Source organism: Candidatus Bathyarchaeia archaeon (genome assembly GCA_038882715.1).
GTDB lineage: Archaea > Thermoproteota > Bathyarchaeia > Bathyarchaeales > DTEX01 > DTEX01.
Window position 1 is genome coordinate 1 of record JAVZNR010000004.1, and the last position, 23,865, is coordinate 23,865.

Here is a 23,865-nt window from a genome sequence, read left to right on the forward strand (position 1 = left end):
TAATATAGCGTCAAGTGCCGCGAAAAATCAACAAAAACTATAACCTTGAATAAACATTCTTATTTGCCGCTCTTAGTCAACAATACGATTTGTGCATTAAAAGTCACCAGAACCTTCGCCGGTTCTGGTGATTCTTAGTGCACATTAACGTCTCTTTGCTTTATGTGTTGATTTTTCGAGGTTTTTAGTGGCCGTTGATTTTTCGGGGCTTAAGTAATATGCATTTGCGTGTTTAGGCGCTTCAGGGTATCTGCACGCTAGCTTTCATATAGCCTGCTTTTAAGTTTAGGATTCTCCATGTTTTTGGTGGTCTATGTGGCTGGTGGTAGATATGTGGTTGTTAGTGAGGAGGAGCTTGAGGCCATTTTAAGGGAGATCTCAGCCTTAAAGGCTATTCTTGCTGAGTGTATTGAGCTTTTGCGATCACAGCATAAACAACCTTCTCAAGATCCTCGAGGCGCTTAAACGCCTCCTCAAGCATCCTAACTATCTTCTCCTCCCTTTTCCGCTCTTCCTCCTCAGCCTTAATCGCTAGGCTTCTGTCTAGTATATACCCACAGTACTCACATCTGGTATTGTTCGGCGGGTTCATGCTTCCACATCTTGGGCATCGCGCTGGTTTTAGTATTCCATCAGCCCGCTTAGCTTCTTTAAGTCCATGGATCTCTAGAACAGTCTCTTCTAAGTCTCTTGCTGAGAAGTGCACGTAGCGTCTAGCCATCTTAGAACCGTGAACCCAGCCTGCATAGAGCTCAAGCTTACTTTCCGTCAGGATCTTTGCTAGGGCTGTTAGGCATGAGTGCCTAAAAAGGTATGGCCAAACATCCCTCCTCAACCCAGCCCTCTCAGCCAGCTCCTTCACTAGCTTCCTGAAATAGTAGTAGCTCATCGCCTTGCTTTTGGAGTTGTTGCTCAGCGATATCCATAGTGGTGCGTCTGGATCATGCCTCCTGGGATGCTTCATCAGCCAATCCAGTAGGAGCCTATGGCTCGCAACCAGCGGAATCCTCTTAACGCCAGTCTTACCGCATACGGAGATCAGGCAGTAGTTATCCTTAAATTCAACGCTCCTAACCTTCATTGTCAGTAGCTCACCCGGCCTAAGCGCCGCTTCGAATAAGACTGATATTAGCGCTTTATCACGCTCATTCTCGGCAGCGTTGATCATGGCCTTAACATCATCAAGCGACAGCAGCATCTCAGGCTTAACTCTATTGTCCTTCTCACTTCTCTTTATATTGAACCATGAGACCTCAGGTGGCACTGGCGCTCCTCGCCCGCAGCTACCATACTTAGCATACTGAATTAGCTTCCTAACAACTAGCTTCAAATCCTCTTTAGTCGATGATTTATAGGGCTGACTGTTTATCCAAGCTATTACGCGCTCGACAATGCGCCTATCAGCTTTAGCCGGGTCGAATGAGCAGTTCTTCATCAGCATGCATAGCAGGTTAGCATACTTGGCAACCCTACCCGCCGATAATCCGAGCGCGCTTAAATGATCTATAAATGATAATAGTAGGCTGCTGTTCTCCAGCCTACTCAGCCTCTCCCTAGCACTCCGAAGTCTACCAGCATAATCATGTATATCCGCTATCACATTAAACTCTGTACCTGAAAACTTAAAAGTTGGGCTTATGGTAACCGCACCAGAACTAGGGGTATTGGTGCGGCCGCCGGGATTTGAACCCGGGTTGTCGGCGCGGGGGGCCGATGTCCTAGACCAGACTAGACGACGGCCGCATTGCTTTTTATCTCAATTTAGATTTTAAATTTTTGGATCTATTTAAGTTTCCGCTTGGGACTAATATTTTAATAAGCATGTGCGTTTATTAGAGCTTTGTGGTTAAGTGATGTGGGGGTGGCTCCTGTCTTGTCTGAGGGTGATTGGGAGAATCTTATAAATAGTTTGATTAAGCAGGGTATACTCAGGTCTCCTAGGGTTATCAGAGCTATGAGGCTTGTTCCCAGAAGCCTTTTCCTGCCCGCTGACCAGAAACCATACGCTGCGATCGACACCCCTTTGCCGATAGGCGAGGGACAGACTGTTTCCGCGCCACAGGGCCATACTCAAGAAGATGGCCCGGCGAGACATGGTAGCCATAATGAATGAAGCCCTAGAGCTCGAAGTCGGACATAAGGTTCTTGAGGTTGGCGCCGGTTCCGGTTGGCACGCTTCGACGATCGCGGAGATCGTTGCTCCGAACGATGCTTTAAGGGATAAGTGGGGCCATGTCTACACTGTGGAGATAATTCCAGCGTTAGCCGAGTTCGCTAGAAGGAATATTGAGCGTGCTGGTTATAGCGATAGAGTCACGGTCATATGTTGTGATGGGTCTGAGGGCTATCCTGAGAAAGCCCCCTTCGACAGGATACTTGTGACGGCGGCTGCACCATATGTTCCAAAACCGCTTAAAGAGCAGCTTAAACCAGGTGGGGTGATGGTTATCCCTGTAGGCGACGTAGGTTTTTACCAAACACTTATACGGGTAAGAAAAACGGTGGATAATAGGATAATAGAAGAGGATCTTGGAGGAGTAGCCTTCGTGCCGTTAGTTGGTAAGCATGGACATAAAATTGGGCGTAGATGGTAGAAAAGGTTTAATGTGAAGCAGCCTACCGTTAAAGTTTCCTGTCGAATTGTTTGGTTCACTTAAAGGGAGCAAAAATTATATTATCTGAGAAATGAGCATTATTATTGTAGGCGGCTCAAGGGGCTAAGAAGGATTGCTCGAGGAGATGTGGTTCTACTTAGCTATAATCTTCAGCATTACCACAGTGGCGTCCATAACGCTGCTCCTAATGGAGCGGGAAAGAAGAAAATCTGTCGTGGAGAAGGAAGCTGGACTAAAGAATAGTTCAGCTGGGAAATTGATGCCATTAACCGTTAGCAGAGCTCTCCCAGATAGGGTTGTTAGCGAGGCTAGAGATAAGTTGAGGGTTCTTGACGTTGAGAGAGAAATACTGAGCTATGCTCTCAGAAGACTTTATGAGGCGCACGCTGAAGGAAAAATAACGGCTGAGGAGCGAGACAGCTTAGCTTCAAAGTATAGGGAGGATCTTGAGAGAGTGAAGCAGGAAATTGCCCGCGGAGAGTCGATAATAGCATTAAGCGAATTAGAGAAGATGCAGGAAGAATTCGTGAAAATGTTTTCTGAAAGATTTGAGCTGCTTAACAGAAGAATCGAGGAGCTTAGGGCGATAGTCGGTTTACCTCCAATAGAACATGCCTTTAAACCAGTTGGGGAAACAAAAGAGGGAGAAAAACCTGAAGAAGCAGTGACCTTAACTTCGCAGGTGCAGGTTGAGAAACAGGCTGCGCCTAAAAGGAGGCGGGAACCCGCTAAGCCTAAAGTTATGCCTGAAGAAATCAAACCCGTTGAAGAGGCCAGCACTATTGAACAATCTGGAGCTGGCGAGAAGAGCGAGGCTGACAAAAGAATCGAGCAGATAATGGCTGAGATCGAGAAGGTTCTCAACAAGTTAAGTCAGATGGAGGTTGAGGAATAACATATGGGCTGCGATTGGGTTGAGGAGGCGAAGCGTAGAGCCGCGGTAGAAGCCGTTAAAAATATTAGGGATGGCTTCATCATAGGGCTTGGCTCAGGCTCCACGGTTGCTTACGCTGTCGAGGAGATTGGGCGGAGAATTAAGGAGGAAGGGCTGCGGGTTCTCGGTGTACCATCCTCTTACCAGTCGTTTCTCTTAGCCGCCAGATTCGGTATACCGACGACAACCCTTTATGAGCATTCAGTGATAGATTTAACTATAGACGGCGCTGACCAAATTGATCAAAACTTAAATTTGATAAAAGGCATGGGGGGAGCATTAACAAGAGAAAAGGTAATTGCGGCAGCCTCTCGACGCCTAATAATTGTCGCCGATGAGAGAAAGCTAACAGATAAGCTCGGTAAAGGGCAGCTCCTACCGATCGAAGTATTGCCGTTCGCCGAACCACTCGTGGCGGCGAAGATAAAGGAGATTGGTGGAAAACCATTCTTGCGTGAGAGCAAAAAGAATACTCCGTTCATAACCGATAATGGAAACTTCATATTAGACGTGGATTTCGGAACAATCGACGATCCCGTAAGTCTTGAAAGGAGATTGAAGATGATTCCAGGGGTTGTGGAAACCGGCTTATTTATAGGTATGGCGCAATTGGCTTATATAGGTACGAGGACGGCTGTAAAAAAGGTGAGCGCGGGCAAGAATTAATCATGTTTTGGTTTTTAGCCGCTTTATTTAAGTATGAGATTCTACGAATATTTTTTGACTGTTAAGGAGGTGCGTTAAACTCGGAAAGGTTTTAGTTACAGCGGCTTGGCCGTACATTAATCATGTACCGCATTTAGGGAATTTACTGCCGATTCTATCAGCGGATGTTATCGCCCGCTACTATAGGCTTAAAGGCGAAGAGGTTTTATTTGTCAGCGGGTCTGATGAGCACGGTACACCAATAGAGATCGAAGCCATAAAACAGAACGTTTCTCCAAAGGAGTTAACGGATAGAAACCATAGGATAGTCTCAGAGCTATTTAAGAGATGGGCTATATCGTTTGATAATTACACGAGAACCGAAAGCCCAGTCCACAAAGAGTTCGTTAAAGAGGTAATGCTTAAGATAGAGCGAAACGGTTATATTTTCACTAAGGAGGACGAGCTCCCCTATTGCTCGAGATGCGGCCGCTTCTTACCAGACAGGTTTGTTGAAGGAAAATGTCCGTACTGCGGCTATGAGCGGGCGAGAGGAGACCAATGTGAACAATGTGGGCGCCTCTTGGAGCCGACAAGGCTTTTGGAGCCTCGGTGCGCCGTATGTGGCGCAAAACCGGAGGTTAAAATGGTTAAACACTGGTATTTTGACATGCCAAAATTTACGGAGAAGCTTCTTGCATATATAGAGGGTAATCGCCAGCTACCGGATAACGCGAGAAACTTCAGCATAAATCTTTTGAAAGAGGGCTTGAAACCTAGACCGATAACTAGAGACAATAAATGGGGGATTCCGGCCCCCTTCGAAGGCGCTGAGGATAAAACAATATATGTTTGGTTTGATGCGGTTCTGGGCTATGTCTCGGCGACTATAGAGTATTTTAAGAGGTTGGGTGATAGTGAGAAGTGGAAAGAGTATTGGTTTGACAAAAATACAAAAACATTATATTTCATAGGAAAGGATAATATTCCATTTCACACGCTGATTTTTCCAGCACTATTAATGGCGACGCACGAGGACTATAATCTTCCATGGAACGTGTGCACTAATGAGTGGCTTATATTCGGCGGACAGAAGTCCTCGAAGAGCAGAAGAATAGGGGTGTGGATAGACGAAGCCCTAGAAATGTTTCCAGTAGATTATTGGAGGTACACTCTCATATCGATACGCCCTGAGACAAAAGACTCGGATTTCACGTGGAGCATATTTGCTGAAAAAGTGAATTCGGATTTAAATGACACGTTAGGCAACTTCATTCATAGAACCCTGAAATTCATAAGCAATTATTTTGACGGCAGGGTGCCGGAGCCAACGGATCTAGATGAGTCGGATAAAAGGGTATTGAGCGCTATAAGTGAAAAAATTAAGTCTGTTGACAACGCGTTAAGCAACTTTCAGCTGCAGCTAGCATTACGTGAGGCAATCGACTTAAGCCGTATAGGGAACAGGTATCTAAATGAGGAGAAGCCTTGGGAGACAATTAAAACCAATCCTAGGGTCGCGGCAAACACCCTCTACGTCTCAGCGCAAATAGTTAAAGCCCTCTCGATAATACTTGAGCCATTTATACCCATAGCCGCTCAAAAAATGCGTGCGCTTCTCAATTTACAAGATAAAGTGTCTTGGGATAATGCATATGAGCCGCTGCCAGCCGGCCATAAGATCGGTGAGGCTGAGCCGCTGTTCAGTAAAATTGAAGCAACTGAGGAGGAGTTGCAAAACATGCTTGAAAAAATTAGATCCGGTGGAGAGAAAATATCGATTGAGGAATTTTCGCGAATAGACATGAGGATTGGAAAAATAGTTAAAGTCGAAAATATACCTAAATCGCAGAATCTATTGAAGTTGATAATAGATATAGGTGGCGGAACCCCTAAAACAGCCGTTGCCGGCATAGCAAAATACTATAGGCGGGAAGACCTTGAGGGAAAACACGTTGTCGTCGTGGTGAACCTTGAGCCTAAAAAGATCTTTGGCGTTGAATCCGAGGTGATGATTTTAGCCGCGCAGGATGAAAGCAGCGTGGTTTTAATAGAGCCGGAGAAACCTATTAGTCTAGGGAGCAAAGTGAGATAGTGGCTGGATAAATGCCGCTTAAATTCGATCTACATGTTCACACATGCTACTCAGGAGATAGCTCAATAACCCTAGAAGACCTAATAGTTCAAATTAGAGCGAAAAAGCTGGATGGGGTTGCAGTAACTGACCATGACACTGTAGCAGGCGCAGTGAAAATAGCGAAGGCCTTTGAGGCGATCAGCAAACGCAGTAAGCCCGATAGATTGATGGTGATTCCAGGCATAGAGGTCACAACTAAGCAGGGGCATATACTGGGCATAAATTTGGCAACACCGATTTCACCCGGCCTAAGCGTCGAGGAAACCGTTGAAAAGATTCATGATGCTGGCGGCATAGCTATAGCGGCGCATCCGCGAGCCCCCCTTAAAAAAGGTGTAGGCTTGAACGAGAAAATAATTTCCTATGGTCTGGATGCGATTGAAGTCATCAATTCATCGGTTCTCCCTTTTCGGCTGTCGACCAATAGATGTAGAGAATTCGCTATGCGCTATAATTTGCCGCAGACAGCTGGGAGCGACTCACATATCCCGGAGGCTATAGGCCTAGCTTACACGATCATAAATGACTGCGATAGAGACATAGATAGCGTCATCGAATCTATAAAGAAAGGGTTGACTGAGCCGCTGGGTAAGGGTACACCGATAAGCCTAAGGTTGAGACACACTTTAAAAAGAATCTTTTAGCTTTCTAAGACAGGTATTTTCTCCATCTCTAGACCGATGTTTAAGCCGCTTCTCTCTTTTCTCCCAACCTTCTTCTGGTCTTGTGGGTCTAGGTCAGGCAGATCCATCGCCTTTGATCCGAAGCCGCTAAGCAGGTATGGTGACTTAACGCCAGTCATAACCAGCGTAACCCTCAAAGTTCCCTTTAGACTTGGATCAACTCTGGCGCCCCAAATCACTAGAGCGTCGTCGCTCATCAGTTGAGTTATGATCTCACCGACAGTATTTGCCTCCTCAATAGTCAGGCTTTCATCGCCCGATACATGGATTAATGCGCCGTTTGCACCACTATAGTCTACGTCAAGTAAGGGCATTCTTAAAGCCTTTTGAACAGCCTCTTCAGCCCTGTTAGGCGCATTAGATTCACCGATTCCAGCTATGGCTACCCCGCCACGCTTCATTATTGTTCTAAAGTCTGCGAAATCTAAGTTTATTAAGCTCGGCATAGAGATTATCTCTGTTATGCCTCTAATCATGTTTGCTAAAACCTGATCGCCCACCCTAAAAGCCTCGTTTATTGGGAGCTGCGGAACGAGCCACATCAACTTATTGTTATCGATAACTATCACGGTGTCGCATTCTCGACGCATCTCAGTTAATCCCTTAAGGGCGATGTTAATTCTACCCCTCTCGATCTTGAACGGCATCGTGACAACTCCTATAACTATGGCCCCTTTATCCCTAGCCAACTTGGCGACTACGGGCGCGGCTCCGGTGCCTGTTCCACCACCCATCCCCGCAGTCACGAAAACCACGTCAACATCATTTAAGATTTTTTCAACCTGTTCAATAGATTCCTCGATAGCGGCTCTACCGATATTTGGATCTCCACCTGAACCGAGACCTTTTGTAAGCTTCTCCCCTATAAGTATCTTCTGGTGGGCGTGAATAGCATTTAGGTGTTGCAGGTCAGTGTTAACCGCCACGCATTCCGCACCAATTACACCGGACTCCATCAACCTATTCACAGTATTGTTTCCAGCGCCGCCGACACCAATAACCATTATGCGGCAATAACCGGGCTCCCGGAGACCCCTCTCCAAGTTCTCACTCCACATATATTGGAGCGCTTTATCGGCTAGTTTTGCCATGACCCTTCCGTCCCCATAACTCAACTTCAATTAAATCACGTATAGCCGCCCTAATGGCTTCAGCCCTATGCGGATAATACCGCTTATTAACCAGCTCATCTAAAGCCTCTAAATACGGTTCAGGCAAATATATAGTTATGAGCTTCATTACTCTACCACCACCGCAAAAGATGCTTGCTCCATAAACAGCATAAATTCTGCATAATAATATCTGAATATGATCCAAACATGTTTGTGCCTTCCCTTTTTAAATTTTTCTTTTTTGGCGTTCCATGTATATCAATAATCGTGACTATTTGATGGAAGCGCTTCTCCTTTGCTTAAAATTTTCATCTAAAGAAAACATGGTGACTTCACCAAAAACTCTTCTAGACGTTAGAATTGCCGCGGCTTCAGCAGTAGAGAGTTGCCTTATGTGAGACAACATTCTCTTATATCGGTTTTAATATAGCTTTTCTCTGTGCTGGAGAGGCGGATATCATGAACATCGCAGTTATAGGTGGAGGAGTTATTGGTGAAGCTATAGCTAAAAATCTTGTCGCCGCTGGATATGACGTCACGGTTGCGGAGAAGAGGGCTGAGAGAATAAGGGAGCTTGAGAACTTAGGTTTAAAAGTTACTGCGGATAGCGGGATGGCGGCTAAATCTGCGGACATAATATTTTTATGTGTTAAGCCGAGAGATGTTGAACCAGCGCTGAAGGAGATCGCCGAAGAATCTGAGGGGAAAATTATTATATCTGTGGCTGCAGCGGTATCATTAGATTTTCTTAAAAAAATATCTCCAAAATCTAAGTTTATTAGGGCTATGCCAAACCTTGCCATAATGGTTCGCGAATCATTCACAGCCTACTCAGTTAGCCCAGATGTTAGCCAAGCGGATCTTGAAATAGCGATTAAGGTTCTGAGCGTTTTAGGGAAGGTTTACATGATTGATGAGTCATATATGGATGCTATAACGGCTTTAAGCGGATGTGCACCAGCGTACTTGGCGCTAATAGCCGAAGCCATGATGTACGCTGGATTAAACATCGGCTTAGAAAGGGAACTATCCCTAAAAATAGCGGCTCAAGCTATGATTGGGGCAGGGAAACTAATACTTGAGGGAGGGAGATCTCCTTCCCAAATACGTGATATGGTTACGACACCGGGCGGCGTCACAGTAAGCGGTCTCTTTGAGCTAGAGAAAGTCCCAATCAGACATGCATTTATGAGCGCTGTTAAAGCAGCTATGGAAAAATCCCGTGAGATATCTTCACGCATATCCTCATCAAAAAGTAGCGTGGACTAGATTAGGTATGTAAGGTTTGGAGATCCTATTGTTGCTAGGATATAATTTTATCGGTTTTTGCTAGGTCTCTCAATCTTTCAACCCCATTTATTTCCTTAATGTAGGCGGCAACGCTTCTCGGTAACAATTCCTCCCAGCTTGCGCCGGACAACATTCTTCGCCTGATTTCAGTTGCCGAGCAAACATCTCTCCTAAAGAATGGTATGGATTCGACTCTGAAGCCGCTTTCGATAAATAGCCGTCTAGTCAAAGGCTCATTAGAGTAAACCACTTCAAACTTCGGGGTGTAAGAGCACACGTGTGAAACCCATAGGCTGTGTACGTCGAGGTCTATCACCGGGATAATATAGTATCTGCTTGGATCCACGCCAATCTCATTAAGGGCCAATCTAATCATATAAACCCTTTCACCAGCCGTAAAGGGGTTTTCAAGCGTGTGGCTTTCTTGGGCGCTGCCGACAACGATAACTATCTCCGCAGCATTATTGAGAATATATTTTATGGCTTCTGAATGCCCTAGGTGAAATGGCTGAAAGCGCCCTACATATAGAGCTCTGTAAAACCTCTTTTTCCCCTCAACCCCTGCTTCTCCATCCATTCTCCATTAGCCTCCGTTAACGTCATTCTCGGTTTAACCTTAAACATTAATAAAGTTTTATTAAAGAATGCATTAATCATACTTATGTTTTAAAGGAGTAGAAATAGTTTGATGCTTCGAGAGGACGTTTTAAGGAAATTATGTGAAAAGACCGAGTTTGAGAGAAGCGTTTTAATGGCTGTATCCGAGATTCCAAGAGGGAAAGTGAGCACATATAAGCGCATAGCGGAAAAGATCGGTAGACCAAAAGCTTTCAGGGCTGTGGGAAATGCACTGCATAAAAACCCGCTTGCGCCAATGGTTCCATGCCATAGAGTCGTTAGATCCGATGGCCGAATAGTAGGCGAAACTGAGGAAGAAGTAGAGTGGCGGAAAAAGCTACTTGTAGAGGAAGGTATACCAGTAGAAGGCTATAGGGTTAGGCTAAGCTGGGAAATACTTTATTAGTCGCCTTTAGTAATCCTTAATAATCAAGGATCGTTTATAGTCTTTGAGAGATAAATGTTTACGGGAGCATTTAATGGAGAGGACTCTAATTGGATGCACAAGGTCAATATATAACGATTCCAGGAGCAACAACCGTTGGAATAGTTTGCTCAGATGGCGTCGTGCTAGCATCTGAGAAAAGGGTATCATATGGGAATTTTGTTCTGAGCCGCGTAGGGAAAAAAGTCTTTAAGATATCTGACCATATAGGTGCGGCATGCGCTGGTTTAGTCTCAGACATGCAGATACTAGTGCGAGAAGTCAGCGTTTACGCCAACCTGTTTAAACTTGAGTCTGGACGTCCCATAAGCGTTAAAGCTGCAGCGAAAGTTATGTCGAATCTGCTCTTCAGCAGCAGATTAATCCCCTATATAACCGAGACGATCATTGGCGGAGTTGATGATGAAGGCCCCTCAGTATACGTGCTTGATATTTTGGGTTCAACGATACCCGACAAATACGCGGCTGTAGGCTCCGGGGCGGAGATCGCGATAGGTGTTCTAGAGGAATCGTACAAAGAAAATATGACTGTGGAAGAGGGCAGAGAGTTGGCGATAAAGGCGATAAAATCCGCCATAAGCAGAGATGCTATGAGCGGTGATGGAATAGACCTCCTGATAATAACGAGGAACGGCGTTAAAGAGGAGTCCATAAAATTCTGAAACCTCCTTATAACCTCAATAAGACCTGTAAGGAGCCCTATGGAGAGGTCATATGGAATTTAATTTAACTGATGAGGAAGGGGAATTTCTAGTTAGGCTTGCCAGAAAAGCCGTTAGAGAAAACCTCAAGAATGGTAAAATAATTAGTCCGCCGGAAAACGTTTCGCCACGTCTTCTTGAGAAAAAAGGCGTGTTTGTCACAATAAACAGCGTGATTAACGAGGAGAAAAGCCTTAGAGGATGCATAGGTTTCCCATACCCTGTTTATCCGCTTGTTAGAGCAGTTATAGAGGCAGCTATAGAATCCGCAACTAGAGACCCTAGGTTTCCACCAATGACCCTACGTGAGCTCGATAATGTAGTCTTTGAGGTAAGCGTATTAACGGAGCCAGAGCTAATTAAGGTTGATTCTCCCAGAGAATATCCATCAAAGATAAAGGTTGGTGAAGATGGGTTAATTGTTGAAAGAGGATTTTATAAGGGTTTATTGCTGCCTCAGGTACCAGTCGAATGGAACTGGGATGAAGAAGAGTTTCTGTGCCAATGCTGCCTGAAAGCCGGGCTCCCCCCTGACTGCTGGCTACTGAAAGGGACGAAAATATACAAGTTTCAGTGCATAATTTTTGAGGAAACAAGCCCAAATGGATCAGTTGTTAGAAAGACTCTTAGGAAATAAAATACTTGCGTGACGCTTAAAGGAGCCGGATGCCCAGCAATAGGATTAGTGAAGTACTATAGTGTCTTCATCCACGCCTAAGGCCGTCATATTCTCGGCCTTTTCTTCAAGCACAAGAACCGTGTCCTCTATGCGTATCCCACCGAACTTGGGAATGTAAATGCCCGGCTCAATTGTCACGACATTACCATGGAGCAATATTTCCTCGCTTGCTGGTCCAATTGCCGGTGGTTCATGCACATCAAGCCCTAAACCATGCCCTAAACCATGGACGAAATATTCGCCGTAACCCTTTTCCCCGATATATCTCCTAGCGGTCTCATCAACCTCTCTAGCTTTCACGCCGGCCTTCAACCGTCTGATCGCTAATCTTTGCGCCTCTTTGACGATCTCATACAGCTTCATTTGTTTCTCAGATGCTTTCCCAGCAACCAATGTTCTCGTCATATCTGCGCAATAGCCATTATACTTCGCACCAACATCTATCACGACGAGATCTCCTTCTTTAATTTCACGTCCGCCTAAGCCGCCATGCGGAAACGCCGATTCCGGCCCGCTGCAAACTATCGTGTCAAAGGCGACGCCGCTTGAGCCAAGCCTGCGCATCTCATATTCTATTTCTGCGGCAACCTCCCACTCCTTCAGCCTAGGCTTAACAACCTCGATAGCCTTCATCATTCCCCGCCTCGTTAATTCCGCGGCTCTACTTATCAGCGCCAATTCATCATCATCCTTCACCTTCCTTAGCGACCAAACGTCGTTTTCTAAATGCTCAATGTTGAGGTCTTTTAGGTTGCTTTTAATCTTAATGTAGTCGGATGCGCTGGCCCTATCGAAACCCATAGATTTAAACCCATGCCTTTTTATCTCTTCAAAGATTTTTTCGTCCGCCTTCTCTCCAACTCTTATCAAATCAACCTTCACGTTTTCAGCCATCTCCCTAGCAGCCTCATAGTTAACCGCATGAACGAAAAGAGTGCATTCGCCATCTAATGGGATTAAGAGCCTAAAACCCCAGGGGAAACCGGTAAAGTAGCGTATATTCTTCTCATCAAACACTAGTAGCGCGTCGACATTCTTTCGGGCTAAAACCTCTCTAATCCTTTCAATACGCCTAAAACCTGGCAATTTATCTTCCTCCAACGGAATGCTCTGGTCGAATAGTTTTACTCAATTTATATTTTTGCTTAATCCTATTTATCTATGAAAATATTGCGTTGGGAGTGGAGGCGTCATCCGCTCACAAAGCCTTGAGATAGCTAGACGAGAGTTAAAGGAAAAAGATTTATCGCTTGTAATAGTTAAGGATGAAAAGGTTATCTTTAAATCAAGCCTTCAAGGCCTATTAGGATTGATACGAGCCATAGATAGCCTAGGGGACCTCATCTTCTCGTCTTCTGTCGCCGATAAAATCGTCGGGAGAGCCGCCGCTTTACTTTTAGCCTATTTTCAAGCAGAAGAGGTTTACGCGGTCACAATAAGTGAGAGAGGTCTTAATACCCTGATAAAGTATAATGTAAGGGTTGAATATGATAGATTGGTTCCGGAAATAATGAATAAGCAGGGAACCAACATGTGCCCTTTTGAGAAATTATCTTTAACTGTACAATCACCCAGCGAGGCTTACATTAAAATAAAAAGATACCTTGAATCGATTAAAACAGATGTTGCTGATCAATAAGCGCCTCTACACTCCCATATACAGAAAATTGAATAGATCGTCTAAATTTTTATTCTTTCAAAGATTTAAATATAAACAGAATTGAAATTTATATTTGGGGGTCAAATTGTCAGGCGGGTACATGGGCAATATTCTAAAAGTCGACTTAACCACAGGGACATTAAGATCTGAACCTATATCTGAGGACATTGCTAAAAAATATTTAGGTGGAAAGGGCTACGCGGTTTACCTACTCTACAATTACTTAAAGGAATACGAGTCTAAGGGATTCTCCCCAACCGATATAAATCCTTTAGGGCCAGAAAACGTTCTAATCTTCGCGACCGGCCCGGGAACCGGTATACCAGGTTTCCCATGTTCAGGTAGATATCACGTTATGGCGTTAAGATCTCCTTTAACCGGTTCTATTGGGAGCGCTAACTCAGGTGGAGAATGGGGTCCCTTCCTTAAATTTTCAGGGTATGACATGGTCGTTATTGAGGGGGCATCTGAAGACCCTGTTTACCTCTCAATTGTTGACGGCTCAGCTGAGTTGAGGAGCGCTAGTGATCTTTGGGGAAAGAATGTCTTTGATACATGCAGAATACTATCTAGGAGAGTTGGCGGCAAAAATATTAGTGTTGCATGTATTGGTCCGGCTGGTGAGAACCTTGTCCGCATGGCATGCATAATGAATGATGAGCATAGGGCTGCTGGGAGAACAGGGTTAGGCGCGGTTATGGGGTCGAAGAATCTTAAGGCGATAGTTGTTTCGGGTAAGAAAGAAGTTCCTGTGGCAAATCGGGACGTGTTTAGAGAAGTCTCTAGAAGGTGTCTGGAGACCATGAGGAAGAACCGCGTGACAGGTGAGGGGCTGCCAACATACGGTACATCGATCCTCATCAACGTTATTAATACTGCTGGTGGATTACCATACAAGAATTGGCAGACCGGTGTAAACCCGTATGCCGATAAGATAAGCGGCGAAACGTTGGCTGAAACTTATCTGACTGGTAGAAGGGCATGCTGGGGATGCACGATAGGATGTGGAAGGGTTACAAGCGTTTCCTCAGGTCCGTTCCAGATAATTGGGACGGAAGGCCCGGAATATGAGTCAATATGGGCGTTAGGCGGCTCAACAGGGGTTAAGGATTTAGATGCTATAGTTAAGGCTAACCACTACTGCGATGAGTTCGGAATGGATCCAATTAGCATGGGGTCAACTATAGCAGCTGCGATGGAGCTAAACGAGAGAGGCTATATACCTAAAGAAGACCTTCAGGGTCTCGACTTAAAGTTTGGGAACTCAACAGCTCTAGTTGAGGCTGTTTGGCGAACCGCGTATAAAGCTGGTTTTGGCAAATATTTGGCTCTCGGCTCAAAGAAGCTATGTGAAATCTACGGGCATCCGGAGATCTCAATGAGCGTTAAGGGGCTTGAAATGCCAGCCTATGATCCAAGGGCTATGAAAGGCATAGGTTTAACCTATGCTACAGCGAATAGGGGAGGATGCCATGTAACCGGATACACAGTCTCAGCGGAAATTTTGGGGATCCCTGAAAAAATCGATCCTTTAACGCCGGAAGGTAAGGCCAAATGGGCTAAACTCTTCCAAGACTTCACATGTGTTGTTAATTCCACGGTTAACTGTTTGTTCTCGACATTTGCTTTGGGGGCTAAGGATTACGCTGAGCTACTTTCAGCCGTTACGGGCTGGAGCTTATCAGAAGATGACGTGCTAAGAATTGGGGAGCGAATATATAATCTAGAGAGAGTTATAATAAACAAGCTCGGTTTTGACGGTAAGGACGACACTTTACCTAAGCGGTTACTGGAGGAACCAATGCCTGAAGGCCCAGCTAAAGGGCATATTGTTGAGTTAGAGAAGATGAAGGAAGAATATTATAGGCTTAGAGGCTGGGTTAACGGCGTGCCAACTGCAGAGAAATTAAAGGAACTTGAGATAGAGATATAAACGGTAGAGCGGTAGATTAAGTCAAGTCCCATAAACCCATCAGAATCCAATCTATTTTTATTTTTCTTTCTTCATACTTTTTATTAAGTGGTGTTTAATGTCATGCGTATTGGTTAAAGTATTGTTCTTTGCAACCTTTAGGAAAAAATATGGGGTTAAGGAGTTAACGGTTAACTGTGATGGGACTGTAAAGGGTTTAATTGAAAGCGCATCCAAAATTCTCGGCGAAGACTTTCTAAATGATGTTTATGACAGAGAGCGCGAGAAAGTTAGAGACGACCTTATATTCGCGGTTAACGGTAGGAACATTAAGGATCTAGGAGGAGACGTAAAGCTGAAGGATCAGGACGTGGTATCTATATTTCCACCGTTAGCTGGCGGTTAATTTGTTTGAGGAGCATGGTTATGAGTTATCCAGACGCGCTGCAGATTGAGGTAACGAATAAATGTAATTTCAGCTGCCAAATGTGTGTGAGGAGATCTTGGGATGCTAGGCCAGTAGACCTAAACCTAGACCTATATAGGAAGATCGCTGAATCCGCTTTTCGATATCTAAAGAGACTTATACTTTATGGGTTGGGCGAACCGTTTCTTAACCCAAACTTCGTCAGCATGCTTAAGATCGCGAGAGAAAATTTATCGAAAGACTCCGAGCTCCTCGTGAGTACAAATGGGTCCATGTTAAACCCGAGATTGGCCGAGAAGATAATGAGGATCGGCGTAGACAACATTTCGTTTTCTATCGATACATCTGATGCTGCGAAGCTAAAACATATTAGAAGCGGAGCTGAACCAGCATCGCTCCTCAATAATTTTCGCAATATAGCGAGAATTAAAAGGCTTAGCAAAAACAGTTTTAAGCTAGGTGTCGAAGCTGTTTTGATGAGAAGCAATTTTATGGATCTTCCTAAACTTGTCGAGGAGGCAGCTAGAGAGGATGTTGACTACATTCTTGTCTCACATGTAGTACCGTACACCGAGACTATGTTCTTAGACTCAGTATACACTACCATAAGCAGAAAATCACTGGACATAACCAAATCAATTCTAAGTTATGGGAAGAAAGCTATAGCTGAGGCGCTCCATGAAACACTTGGAACAATATATGGTGTTAAAATCGAGCCTAAAGTCTCTAAGATGATTGATGAGTTTTGGAGAGAGGCCGAGGACAACGGTTACTGGATTAACCTCCCCCTCCTGTTTGAGTCGATCGACAGATTCTCCACGATTAGTGAGGTTGAAAAGGTGTTTAGTTTAAGCCTGAAAATAGCCTACGAGCATGGCTTAGAACTAAAGCTCCCAAATCTTTATCCGGATGCTAAGAGCAGGGTGTGCCCCTATGTTGACAGGGGAACGGTATTCGTCAGGTCAGACGGTTTGATTACGCCTTGTTCAGAGTTCGCTTATAAGCACCCAGTTTACGTTAATGCGCACGTTAAAATCGTGAACCCCGTAATCTTTGGGGACTCGTGGAACGAGAATATCATAGATGTATGGAATAAAGAGAAGTACGTATCTTTCAGGGAGGTTAGGTGGGAAATGCCTAAAAATATACCTTGGTGCGGAGATTGTCCATATTCGGCGTCTAAGTGCTTCTTTGCGGAAACCAATAACATCGATTGTTATTTGAATGAGCCCAGCTGCAGCGAGTGCTTATACAGTGTAGGCTTGGCTCAGTGTAATATATAGCGCCTCTCAATATCCCTCTTATCTTTGGCTTAGAAGTAATATTGCTTGCGCTAAATCCCCGTTTGTTTGTTCAAGCGCGGCTTTTGCTTCCTCTAGACTTACATTCGCTTGCTGTGCAACTAAAAGTATATCTTCTTCTGGGATTACAGCCTTTCTCTTAACGCTTCTTTCAGATATTTTTCCACCAGCTACCTGGAATATTTTTTGTCCTTGTAGGTCTAAAACTGTAACTTCAGGATTCTCAATGATTATCTCTTTATCTTCGGTTTTTAAGACAACTTCTGTCACGTTAAGGTTTGTCATGTTTAAACCCATACGTTGCATAAGTCTTCTGGCTTCCCTAGGGCTTATTTTACGCATTATGCAAGCCTCGCGGAGCATCCATTAATCAATATTATATTTCATTTCGCTCTTTTATCTCTTCACTTTTCCCTCTGCGGACTTTTACAGCAATACCCCTCTTAAATGCCTTCATCTCAGCTCCGGAGAGCAGAGCTCTGCCAACAGCGACCACATCTCCACAATCATCTATGATTATGACTTCTTCCCCCGGAAGAATTTCCTCATCTGAATCGGCTACATGCTTAGCGAAAACATCGCTACCCTTTTCAACGAAGGGTACGGCGTCGCTTCTGATTTTAACCCATAGGCGTTTAACCTTCATTGAAGAGAAAACTCTCCTCGCACCCTCTATAGTTAATGAAAAGAAACCTGTTACCGGATTTAATGTTGCTAAAAGAATACCATTCAGGTAAACGTGCCTTATTCTGCCAGTTCCTTTAGAGAAAACTATTTTAACATCGTCTGGGAAGAGGTGCTCTCCCACACCTTTACCAAACTGATAATCAGCTATCTTCCTTATACGTTCCAGAGCAAATTCTTTGCTAAACATAAAAGATCTTCCTTCCCTTCCGGCATCCATTCAATATATTCATTCAGGAATGCCTAAAAATGTATGGATGAAGAAATTAATATTTAAGTTTATGAAATGAGTAAAGTAGAGAGGATCATCTAGGTGTAGAGAGGTTTGCAGTGCGAAGTTTGCGGGCGGGAAATAGTTGGAAAACCAAACAAAGTAATCATAGAAGGAGCAAGAATGATTACTTGCGGCGAATGCGCGAAGCTTGGCTCAGGCTACTGGGAATCTAAATCTGAAAAACTTCAAGAGAAAATAAATAAGCCTAAAGCAGATAGGAGTTCAATTTCGTCACGAAAGCCTACGAAACCCGCCTTGATGGGCCAACCAGACACAAGCGTTATTGAAGATGTGGAGATTGTTGAGGGCTTTGGCAATTTAATTAAGAGAGCGAGAGAGAAACTAGGTTTAACTCCTGAGGAGCTGGCTAAAAAGATTGGTGAGAAGGAGTCCGTAATAAAGAAGATTGAGAGTGAGAAATTTATTCCCGACATAAGGTTAGCGGCGAAAATTGAACACGCATTAAAAATAAGATTATTGGTTAGATCGCCGTCCCTTGAAACCGGGCTAGAAAAACCAGTCGAGAACGTGAGGAGTGGGAGGGGCATTACTTTAGGTGAAATAGTTCACTTGAAGACTGATAGAGATGAGGAGGAAGCATAAAACGAGGGCGATAATAGTATACCGTAGGGAGCCCTTTGAAAAATCCGGTTTAGATGAGCTTAAAACATTAGCTGAGGCAGCAGGATATGAGGTTGTAGGCTCAATCGAGCAGGTTAGGCCGCCCAACCCACGATATCATATAGGTGCTGGTAAAGCGAAAGAGCTTGCGCAAATGGTTAAAGACCTTAAAGCTGAAAAAGTGATTTTCGGGAATGAGCTGAAAGTTGTGCAAATATATAATCTTGCCAAGTTGACTGGGGTCGAAGTTATTGATCGACTACAACTCATTCTCGAAATATTCGTTAAGAGAGCGTCAACAAGGGAGGCAAAGCTTCAAATCGAATTAGCGAGATTGAAGTTCGAGTTAGCTAATGCTAAAGAAAAAGTTAAGCTTGCCAAAATGGGTGAGCAGCCAGGGTTTCATGGGTTAGGTAAATATGAAGCAGATGTTTACTATGAGGCTGTTAAAAGGAGAGTCAGCAAGATTCAGGAGAAGCTGAGGGAGATCAGGAGAACCAGGGAGATTCATCGGGCCCATAGAGCCGAAATGGGTTTTCCCTCGATATCGTTGGCCGGATATACTAATTCTGGTAAAAGCACGTTGTTTAATGCGTTAACTAAAGAAAATGTTCCGGTGGATTCACAAGTCTTCACGACCCTTTCGACAACTACGAGGATCGCTGAAATATTTGGCGAAAAGATGTTTATAACAGATACCGTTGGATTCATAGATCGATTACCGATAACGTTAATAGAGGCATTTCGCTCCACCCTTGAGGAGACCATTTTCTCTGATCTAATTCTCTTGGTTGTCGATGTAAGCGAAGAAATGAGCGATGTTCTGAGAAAATTAACCGCTTCCTTAGAGACCATACGTGAGGTAGGGGCTATCGGTATACCGATCCTAGTAGCATTAAACAAAATTGACTTATTGTCGGAAGAAGAATTAAATATGAGAATAGAAGAATTAAAGGATGTTTTCGACTTAGATTTTATTCCAATATCAGCCCTCTATGGAACTAACTTAGACTTACTTAAAAAGGAAATCTTGAGGTTTTTAGGGAGATATGTTGCCTTATCATCGACGCTGCCAGTTAACCAAGATTCCCTGTCCTTTCTCTCATGGATCTTTGAGAGCGCAAAAGTTCATAAAGTTACGTGTAATAACGACTCTCTTCATGTACATTTTAGTGCGCCAGCGAGCCTAGTAGATAAAATTAGGGGTCAAATTGAGAAAATAGGTGGCAGATTTGAGTTCTCGTGATGCATGGAGAGTGTTTGTATTTAGACTTGGACATAGAGTGGAGAGGGATAAGCGGGTTACAACTCATGTTTTTCTCGTAGCTAGAGCGTTCGGGGCTCACGGAGCATTTTATAGCGGTCAAAAGGATGAGAAGGTTGAAGAAAGCATTAGAAGGGTGGTTAAAACATGGGGCGGCTCCTTCAGCATCGAATACGTTGAAAACTGGGTGGAGAAGGTAAAGGGGTGGCGGAAAAATGGCGGCGAAATCATACACTTGACGATGTATGGCCTACCATTAGACGAAGTTATAAGTAAAATTAGGGGGTCGGGAAAAGATAAACTTGTGATTGTTGGCGGCGAGAAGGTTCCGAGGTTGGTTTATGAGGTTGCAGATTGGAACGTTTCAATAACTTCCCAACCGCACTCGGAGGTTGGAGCGTTAAGCGTCTTCCTACACGAGCTATATATGGGCGGGGAGCTAAGAAGGGAGTTCGAGAACGCTAAGATCAAGATTATTCCGCAGGCTAAAGGTAAGAAAATAATAAGATTAGCCTAAAATCGAATTATTCTTCATCGTGAATTACTAGGTTGTTTCCGATTAATTTAAGTTTCATAGAGTATAATAAATTATTGAGTGCGATCGAGTATGCCCATAGTTGCCCGCGATACGTTAGCTAAAGTCGCTAAGATTATCGGCGGCGATAACGCCGTTAAAATAATTGAGGTTCTCAGCCAAAACGATGAGATGACTGAGGAAGAAATCGTGGCGAAGACAGGGGTCAAGATTAATGAAGCGCGGAAAATTCTCTACAGACTTTACGAACACTCAATAGTTGGGTTAAGAAGGACTAGAGACAAGGATACTGGCTGGTTCATATTTCACTGGAGAGTTCAAATGGATCAGGTGGAAGGGTTCATAATAAGTCAGAAAAAACGTGTGCTTGAGAAGCTGGAGACTAGGCTTGAGTATGAGAAAAAACATGATTTCTACTATTGTTATACTCCCGGATGCAAGCGCACGACGTTTGAAGAGGCTACTGAAAACCTTTTTAGATGTCCAATATGCCATAAACCTCTCGTTCATTATGATAACAGTAAGGTAATCGACGCTCTCTCCAAAAAAATTGAACGCATTAAAAGTGAGCTGAAAAATGAGTGAAACATTGCCGTCGCCTGAAGAGGCACTTAAAATCCTTAGAGAAGTTGGTTGCTCCGTCGATGTAATAAAGCATTGCGAGGCTGTAGCGAATCTAGCGGTTGAAATTGCTAAAAAATGCATGAAGAATGGTGTGACAGTTAACGTTAATCTTGTGCATGTTGGGGCACTACTACACGATATAGGCAGATCAAAAACCCACAGTGTTCATCACGCGGTTGCCGGCGCTGAAATAGCTAGATCGCTAGGTCTTTCAGAGCGGATTATACGAATTATAGAGCGCCATGTAGGCGGCGGGATATCCGCTGAAGAAGCCTTAAAACTCGGTTGGCCAAATAAAAACTACATACCGGAGACAGTTGAGGAAAAAATAGTTGCTTATGCCGATAAGCTGATTGAAGGGTCAAAAATTATTTCGATTGAAGAAACCATAGAGCGATTTAAAAACGAGCTAGGGAAGGATCATCCGGCGATCGAGAGGATTAAGCGCCTTCATGATGAAATTTCTAGGATCTGCGGGTCATCATAGTTTTCTTTTTGAGATAAGGTCGATTCTCATTAGCCTATTATCAGAGCATATAGCGTTATTAAGTTGGAAAATCAAAAACCTAAATAATGACTTCCTCTCCTCTTATTTTAGAGAGGAAGAGAGCTATGGATGGTCTTGAGATTAGATCTAGAATGCTTGTTAAAGATGTTATGACGAGCCCGGTTATAACGGTTAAGGAGAATTCGAGGGCAGATGAAGCCGCCAAACTTATGAGGGACAATAATATCGGATGCGTGATCGTAAGCACTGAGGACGGAAAGCCGATAGGTATAATAACTGAAAGGGATCTGGTCATAAGAGTTGTCGCGGAAGACATTCAGCCAAGCAACGTTACGGCAAGGGAAATTATGAGCACGCCGCTAATAACTATAGATGCAGACAAGACGATAAATGAGGCTGCTAAAGAAATGAATCGCCACAATATCAGGAGATTAGCTGTCATGTATAAGGGGCAGCTTGTCGGAATAATTTCCAGCAAAGACATCCTGTCTGTAACGCCAGAGTTAATTGAGATAATTCAAGAGAAGGCGAAGATATCTGCTGGTGGAGAGATTGAAGAAAGTTTACCTCTAGCTGGCTATTGCGATAACTGTGGTGCCTGGTCCGACAATCTTCGAGAGGCTGATGGAATATATCTTTGCGAAGACTGCTATTCGGAAAGGATGTCAGAATATTAATGTGGCTGCAGCTGCCAAGAAGATACGCTCATTTTACACCTGTTATCGGAAAATGAAAGTTTTCCCCAACAATCTGACTCTTAGCATCGTTCTCGAAAACTAATATTATTGATATGTTGAATATCTAATCTATTTCACCTAGGAGATGAAATGAGCCTTGACAGTTGATTTAATGCTTAAAAATGCTAAGATATGTTTGTCTGGCAAGCTAATAGAAGCTGGACTGGCAATTGATGATGGAAGAATCGTTAAAGTGGCTAAGGAGACGAATCTTCCGAGCGCGTCGAAAAGAATAGATCTGGATGGCATGCTTGTTCTTCCCGGAGTTATAGATGTTCACGTACACTTAAGGGATCAGGAGCTGTCGTATAAAGAAGATTTTTATTCTGGAACCTGCGCTGCGGCACATGGCGGCGTAACCCTAGTCGTCGATATGCCTAACAATAAACCAGTGACGGCGAGCTCTAGCGCATTAAGAGAACGGATGCGCATAGCCTCTAAAAAAACCATTGTAAACATATCTTTCTACTCGGCTTTCCCAAGAGAAATAGACGAAATAAGAAAGATAGCTAATTTAGGCGCAAAGGCGTTCAAAATATTTCTATCCCACATGGTCGGTGGACTAAACCCCGATGAAGATGAATTAGTGGTGGAGGCGTTTAGAGAATCAAAGAGAAATGGTCTTCCGATCGCGGTGCATGCTGAAGACGGTGCACTCCTACGTGAAAAAATTGAGAGATTAAGGTTAGATGGAAGAGATGATTTTGATGCTTTTTTTGAGGCTCATTCTCCTGAAGTCGAGGTTAGGGGGATTAGAAGAGCTGTAAGATTAGCTAAAGAGTCAGGTGCGCATGTACATGTATGTCACGTCAGTACGGCTGAGGGGCTTAAAATCATAAATGAAGCTAAGAACAGCGGCTTATCGATATCATGCGAGGTCACGCCACATCACCTTTTTCTCTCAAAAGAACATGTGGATAAGATTGGCAATATAGCTTTGACGAATCCACCACTTCGATCCCAAGAAGATGTCTTGTATCTCCGATGGGCTCTTAAAAGAGGCATGGTTGACATAGTGGCGTCTGATCACGCGCCCCATGCGCTGAAAGAGAAGGAGGGCGCATCTGTATGGGATGTTTCAGCTGGAATTGCTGGGCTTGAAACAATGCTTCCATTAATGTTAACTATGGTTAACAAAGGGCAACTTTCGGCTCAAATGCTCGCTAAAGTGCTTGCGGAGAACCCATCTAAAATATTTAGATTTAAAGGTAGGGGTGTAATAGAGGAAGGAGCCCACGCAGACTTCATAGTGGTTGATATGAAGCGTGAGTCAATCATAGATCCATCAGAGTTTTATTCTAAGGCTAAGTTCTCACCCTTTGAGGGATGGGTTGTGAAGGGCATGCCCGTAAAAACATTTATTGGCGGAACTTTAGTTATGGATGAGGGTGAAATTATGGCGAAGCCTGGTCAAGGAAAAATAGTTGTGGATTAAAAGTGGTGTTAAGGGGGCGCTGCC

The 23,865-nt window shown here is 44.0% G+C and carries 28 protein-coding genes and 1 tRNA gene; 21 read left to right on the top strand and 8 right to left on the bottom strand.

Annotated elements, in window-relative coordinates:
* Positions 1-391 precede the first annotated feature (391 nt).
* Both QXR61_03285 and QXR61_03290 read right to left on the bottom strand, forming a co-directional pair.
* Entirely contained in the window at positions 392-1,600 is a 1,209-nt protein-coding gene (locus QXR61_03285) for a site-specific integrase (GenBank protein MEM3756972.1), read from the bottom strand.
* Between the two features lie 65 nt (positions 1,601-1,665).
* Positions 1,666-1,743, bottom strand: a tRNA-Gly gene (locus QXR61_03290).
* Between the two features lie 130 nt (positions 1,744-1,873).
* On the opposite strand from QXR61_03290, the gene QXR61_03295 reads away from it, so the two are divergent.
* From QXR61_03295 to QXR61_03320, 6 genes are all read left to right on the top strand, one after another.
* Complete coding sequence (locus QXR61_03295; protein MEM3756973.1) at positions 1,874-2,113, top strand: hypothetical protein; 240 nt, start codon at positions 1,874-1,876, stop codon at positions 2,111-2,113.
* Complete coding sequence (locus QXR61_03300) at positions 2,094-2,594, top strand: methyltransferase domain-containing protein (protein ID MEM3756974.1); 501 nt, start codon at positions 2,094-2,096, stop codon at positions 2,592-2,594. The genes QXR61_03295 and QXR61_03300 overlap by 20 nt, the downstream gene beginning before the upstream one ends.
* 133 nt (positions 2,595-2,727) lie before the next feature.
* A complete protein-coding gene (locus QXR61_03305) occupies positions 2,728-3,510 on the top strand; it encodes a hypothetical protein (protein MEM3756975.1) in 783 nt (260 codons plus the stop codon).
* 3 nt (positions 3,511-3,513) lie between these two features.
* On the top strand, positions 3,514-4,215 hold the full coding sequence (rpiA, locus tag QXR61_03310) for a ribose 5-phosphate isomerase A (protein ID MEM3756976.1): 702 nt from the start codon (positions 3,514-3,516) through the stop codon (positions 4,213-4,215).
* 58 nt (positions 4,216-4,273) lie between these two features.
* Positions 4,274-6,289: a methionine--tRNA ligase gene (gene metG / locus QXR61_03315; protein MEM3756977.1), complete on the top strand. Its 2,016-nt coding sequence runs from the start codon at positions 4,274-4,276 to the stop codon at positions 6,287-6,289.
* A gap of 11 nt (positions 6,290-6,300) precedes the next feature.
* Positions 6,301-6,975 carry a CehA/McbA family metallohydrolase gene (locus tag QXR61_03320; protein MEM3756978.1) on the top strand — a complete coding sequence of 225 codons (675 nt, stop codon included), beginning with the start codon at positions 6,301-6,303 and terminating at the stop codon, positions 6,973-6,975.
* Here QXR61_03320 and ftsZ read toward each other — a convergent pair.
* Positions 6,972-8,105, bottom strand: a complete 1,134-nt coding sequence (gene ftsZ / locus QXR61_03325) for a cell division protein FtsZ (GenBank protein MEM3756979.1) — start codon at positions 8,103-8,105, stop codon at positions 6,972-6,974. The two genes, QXR61_03320 and ftsZ, sit on opposite strands and share 4 nt — an antisense overlap.
* A complete protein-coding gene (locus QXR61_03330; GenBank protein ID MEM3756980.1) occupies positions 8,086-8,253 on the bottom strand; it encodes a ribbon-helix-helix domain-containing protein in 168 nt (55 codons plus the stop codon). Before QXR61_03330 ends, ftsZ begins: the two co-directional genes overlap by 20 nt.
* A 332-nt stretch (positions 8,254-8,585) precedes the next feature.
* Between QXR61_03330 and proC the strand changes: the two genes are divergently transcribed.
* A complete protein-coding gene (gene proC / locus QXR61_03335; protein ID MEM3756981.1) occupies positions 8,586-9,395 on the top strand; it encodes a pyrroline-5-carboxylate reductase in 810 nt (269 codons plus the stop codon).
* Between the two features lie 34 nt (positions 9,396-9,429).
* Here proC and QXR61_03340 read toward each other — a convergent pair whose 3' ends face one another.
* Positions 9,430-9,993: a nicotinamide-nucleotide adenylyltransferase gene (locus QXR61_03340; protein ID MEM3756982.1), complete on the bottom strand. Its 564-nt coding sequence runs from the start codon at positions 9,991-9,993 to the stop codon at positions 9,430-9,432.
* A 111-nt stretch (positions 9,994-10,104) separates the two neighbouring features.
* On the opposite strand from QXR61_03340, the gene QXR61_03345 reads away from it, so the two are divergent.
* The 3 genes from QXR61_03345 (at position 10,105) to QXR61_03355 (ending at position 11,817) form a co-directional block, all read left to right on the top strand.
* Positions 10,105-10,440, top strand: coding sequence for an MGMT family protein (locus QXR61_03345; GenBank protein ID MEM3756983.1), 336 nt, complete (start codon positions 10,105-10,107; stop codon positions 10,438-10,440).
* Between the two features lie 89 nt (positions 10,441-10,529).
* Positions 10,530-11,141, top strand: coding sequence for an archaeal proteasome endopeptidase complex subunit beta (gene psmB / locus QXR61_03350; protein MEM3756984.1), 612 nt, complete (start codon positions 10,530-10,532; stop codon positions 11,139-11,141).
* 52 nt (positions 11,142-11,193) lie between these two features.
* Complete coding sequence (locus QXR61_03355; protein MEM3756985.1) at positions 11,194-11,817, top strand: TIGR00296 family protein; 624 nt, start codon at positions 11,194-11,196, stop codon at positions 11,815-11,817.
* Between the two features lie 45 nt (positions 11,818-11,862).
* On the opposite strand, the gene QXR61_03360 is transcribed toward QXR61_03355, so the two are convergent.
* Positions 11,863-12,945, bottom strand: a complete 1,083-nt coding sequence (locus QXR61_03360) for a Xaa-Pro peptidase family protein (protein MEM3756986.1) — start codon at positions 12,943-12,945, stop codon at positions 11,863-11,865.
* A 127-nt stretch (positions 12,946-13,072) separates the two neighbouring features.
* Between QXR61_03360 and QXR61_03365 the strand changes: the two genes are divergently transcribed.
* From QXR61_03365 to QXR61_03380, 4 genes are all read left to right on the top strand, one after another.
* Positions 13,073-13,498 carry a DUF1893 domain-containing protein gene (locus tag QXR61_03365; GenBank protein MEM3756987.1) on the top strand — a complete coding sequence of 142 codons (426 nt, stop codon included), beginning with the start codon at positions 13,073-13,075 and terminating at the stop codon, positions 13,496-13,498.
* Positions 13,499-13,619: 121 nt separating this feature from the next.
* Entirely contained in the window at positions 13,620-15,452 is a 1,833-nt protein-coding gene (locus tag QXR61_03370; protein ID MEM3756988.1) for an aldehyde ferredoxin oxidoreductase family protein, read from the top strand.
* A gap of 97 nt (positions 15,453-15,549) precedes the next feature.
* A complete protein-coding gene (locus QXR61_03375; GenBank protein MEM3756989.1) occupies positions 15,550-15,837 on the top strand; it encodes a MoaD/ThiS family protein in 288 nt (95 codons plus the stop codon).
* Between the two features lie 14 nt (positions 15,838-15,851).
* Positions 15,852-17,141, top strand: coding sequence for a radical SAM protein (locus tag QXR61_03380; protein ID MEM3756990.1), 1,290 nt, complete (start codon positions 15,852-15,854; stop codon positions 17,139-17,141).
* Positions 17,142-17,159: 18 nt separating this feature from the next.
* On the opposite strand, the gene QXR61_03385 is transcribed toward QXR61_03380, so the two are convergent.
* Both QXR61_03385 and QXR61_03390 read right to left on the bottom strand, forming a co-directional pair.
* Positions 17,160-17,501, bottom strand: a complete 342-nt coding sequence (locus QXR61_03385) for a nascent polypeptide-associated complex protein (protein MEM3756991.1) — start codon at positions 17,499-17,501, stop codon at positions 17,160-17,162.
* 34 nt (positions 17,502-17,535) lie between these two features.
* Positions 17,536-18,033, bottom strand: coding sequence for a PUA domain-containing protein (locus QXR61_03390; GenBank protein ID MEM3756992.1), 498 nt, complete (start codon positions 18,031-18,033; stop codon positions 17,536-17,538).
* A gap of 135 nt (positions 18,034-18,168) precedes the next feature.
* Between QXR61_03390 and QXR61_03395 the strand changes: the two genes are divergently transcribed.
* From QXR61_03395 to QXR61_03425, 7 genes are all read left to right on the top strand, one after another.
* A complete protein-coding gene (locus QXR61_03395; GenBank protein MEM3756993.1) occupies positions 18,169-18,720 on the top strand; it encodes a multiprotein bridging factor aMBF1 in 552 nt (183 codons plus the stop codon).
* Positions 18,704-19,984 (top strand): GTPase HflX, encoded by a 1,281-nt coding sequence (hflX, locus tag QXR61_03400; protein ID MEM3756994.1) that lies wholly within the window; start codon positions 18,704-18,706, stop codon positions 19,982-19,984. The genes QXR61_03395 and hflX overlap by 17 nt, the downstream gene beginning before the upstream one ends.
* Complete coding sequence (locus QXR61_03405; GenBank protein ID MEM3756995.1) at positions 19,971-20,519, top strand: tRNA (cytidine(56)-2'-O)-methyltransferase; 549 nt, start codon at positions 19,971-19,973, stop codon at positions 20,517-20,519. The genes hflX and QXR61_03405 overlap by 14 nt, the downstream gene beginning before the upstream one ends.
* A 90-nt stretch (positions 20,520-20,609) precedes the next feature.
* Positions 20,610-21,122, top strand: coding sequence for a transcription factor (locus QXR61_03410; protein MEM3756996.1), 513 nt, complete (start codon positions 20,610-20,612; stop codon positions 21,120-21,122).
* The gene (locus QXR61_03415; protein ID MEM3756997.1) at positions 21,115-21,648 is read left to right on the top strand and encodes a TIGR00295 family protein; all 534 of its coding nucleotides are present in this window, start codon (positions 21,115-21,117) and stop codon (positions 21,646-21,648) included. The genes QXR61_03410 and QXR61_03415 overlap by 8 nt, the downstream gene beginning before the upstream one ends.
* Positions 21,649-21,773: 125 nt before the next feature.
* The gene (locus QXR61_03420) at positions 21,774-22,346 is read left to right on the top strand and encodes a CBS domain-containing protein (protein MEM3756998.1); all 573 of its coding nucleotides are present in this window, start codon (positions 21,774-21,776) and stop codon (positions 22,344-22,346) included.
* A gap of 157 nt (positions 22,347-22,503) precedes the next feature.
* Complete coding sequence (locus QXR61_03425; protein MEM3756999.1) at positions 22,504-23,841, top strand: dihydroorotase family protein; 1,338 nt, start codon at positions 22,504-22,506, stop codon at positions 23,839-23,841.
* The last annotated feature ends 24 nt before the right edge of the window (positions 23,842-23,865 follow it).

Excerpts from the sequence above, each read along its gene's own strand:
- QXR61_03300 (MEM3756974.1), top strand. The coding sequence starts at position 2,094 with ATGGTAGCCATAATGAATGAAGCCCTAGAGCTCGAAGTCGGACATAAG.
- rpiA (MEM3756976.1), top strand. The coding sequence starts at position 3,514 with ATGGGCTGCGATTGGGTTGAGGAGGCGAAGCGTAGAGCCGCGGTAGAA.
- QXR61_03320 (MEM3756978.1), top strand. The coding sequence starts at position 6,301 with ATGCCGCTTAAATTCGATCTACATGTTCACACATGCTACTCAGGAGAT.
- ftsZ (MEM3756979.1), bottom strand. The coding sequence starts at position 8,105 with ATGGCAAAACTAGCCGATAAAGCGCTCCAATATATGTGGAGTGAGAAC.
- QXR61_03330 (MEM3756980.1), bottom strand. The coding sequence starts at position 8,253 with ATGAAGCTCATAACTATATATTTGCCTGAACCGTATTTAGAGGCTTTA.
- proC (MEM3756981.1), top strand. The coding sequence starts at position 8,586 with ATGAACATCGCAGTTATAGGTGGAGGAGTTATTGGTGAAGCTATAGCT.
- QXR61_03340 (MEM3756982.1), bottom strand. The coding sequence starts at position 9,993 with ATGGATGGAGAAGCAGGGGTTGAGGGGAAAAAGAGGTTTTACAGAGCT.
- QXR61_03345 (MEM3756983.1), top strand. The coding sequence starts at position 10,105 with ATGCTTCGAGAGGACGTTTTAAGGAAATTATGTGAAAAGACCGAGTTT.
- QXR61_03355 (MEM3756985.1), top strand. The coding sequence starts at position 11,194 with ATGGAATTTAATTTAACTGATGAGGAAGGGGAATTTCTAGTTAGGCTT.
- QXR61_03370 (MEM3756988.1), top strand. The coding sequence starts at position 13,620 with ATGGGCAATATTCTAAAAGTCGACTTAACCACAGGGACATTAAGATCT.
- QXR61_03375 (MEM3756989.1), top strand. The coding sequence starts at position 15,550 with ATGTCATGCGTATTGGTTAAAGTATTGTTCTTTGCAACCTTTAGGAAA.
- QXR61_03380 (MEM3756990.1), top strand. The coding sequence starts at position 15,852 with ATGGTTATGAGTTATCCAGACGCGCTGCAGATTGAGGTAACGAATAAA.
- QXR61_03385 (MEM3756991.1), bottom strand. The coding sequence starts at position 17,501 with ATGCGTAAAATAAGCCCTAGGGAAGCCAGAAGACTTATGCAACGTATG.
- QXR61_03390 (MEM3756992.1), bottom strand. The coding sequence starts at position 18,033 with ATGTTTAGCAAAGAATTTGCTCTGGAACGTATAAGGAAGATAGCTGAT.
- hflX (MEM3756994.1), top strand. The coding sequence starts at position 18,704 with ATGAGGAGGAAGCATAAAACGAGGGCGATAATAGTATACCGTAGGGAG.
- QXR61_03410 (MEM3756996.1), top strand. The coding sequence starts at position 20,610 with ATGCCCATAGTTGCCCGCGATACGTTAGCTAAAGTCGCTAAGATTATC.
- QXR61_03415 (MEM3756997.1), top strand. The coding sequence starts at position 21,115 with ATGAGTGAAACATTGCCGTCGCCTGAAGAGGCACTTAAAATCCTTAGA.
- QXR61_03420 (MEM3756998.1), top strand. The coding sequence starts at position 21,774 with ATGGATGGTCTTGAGATTAGATCTAGAATGCTTGTTAAAGATGTTATG.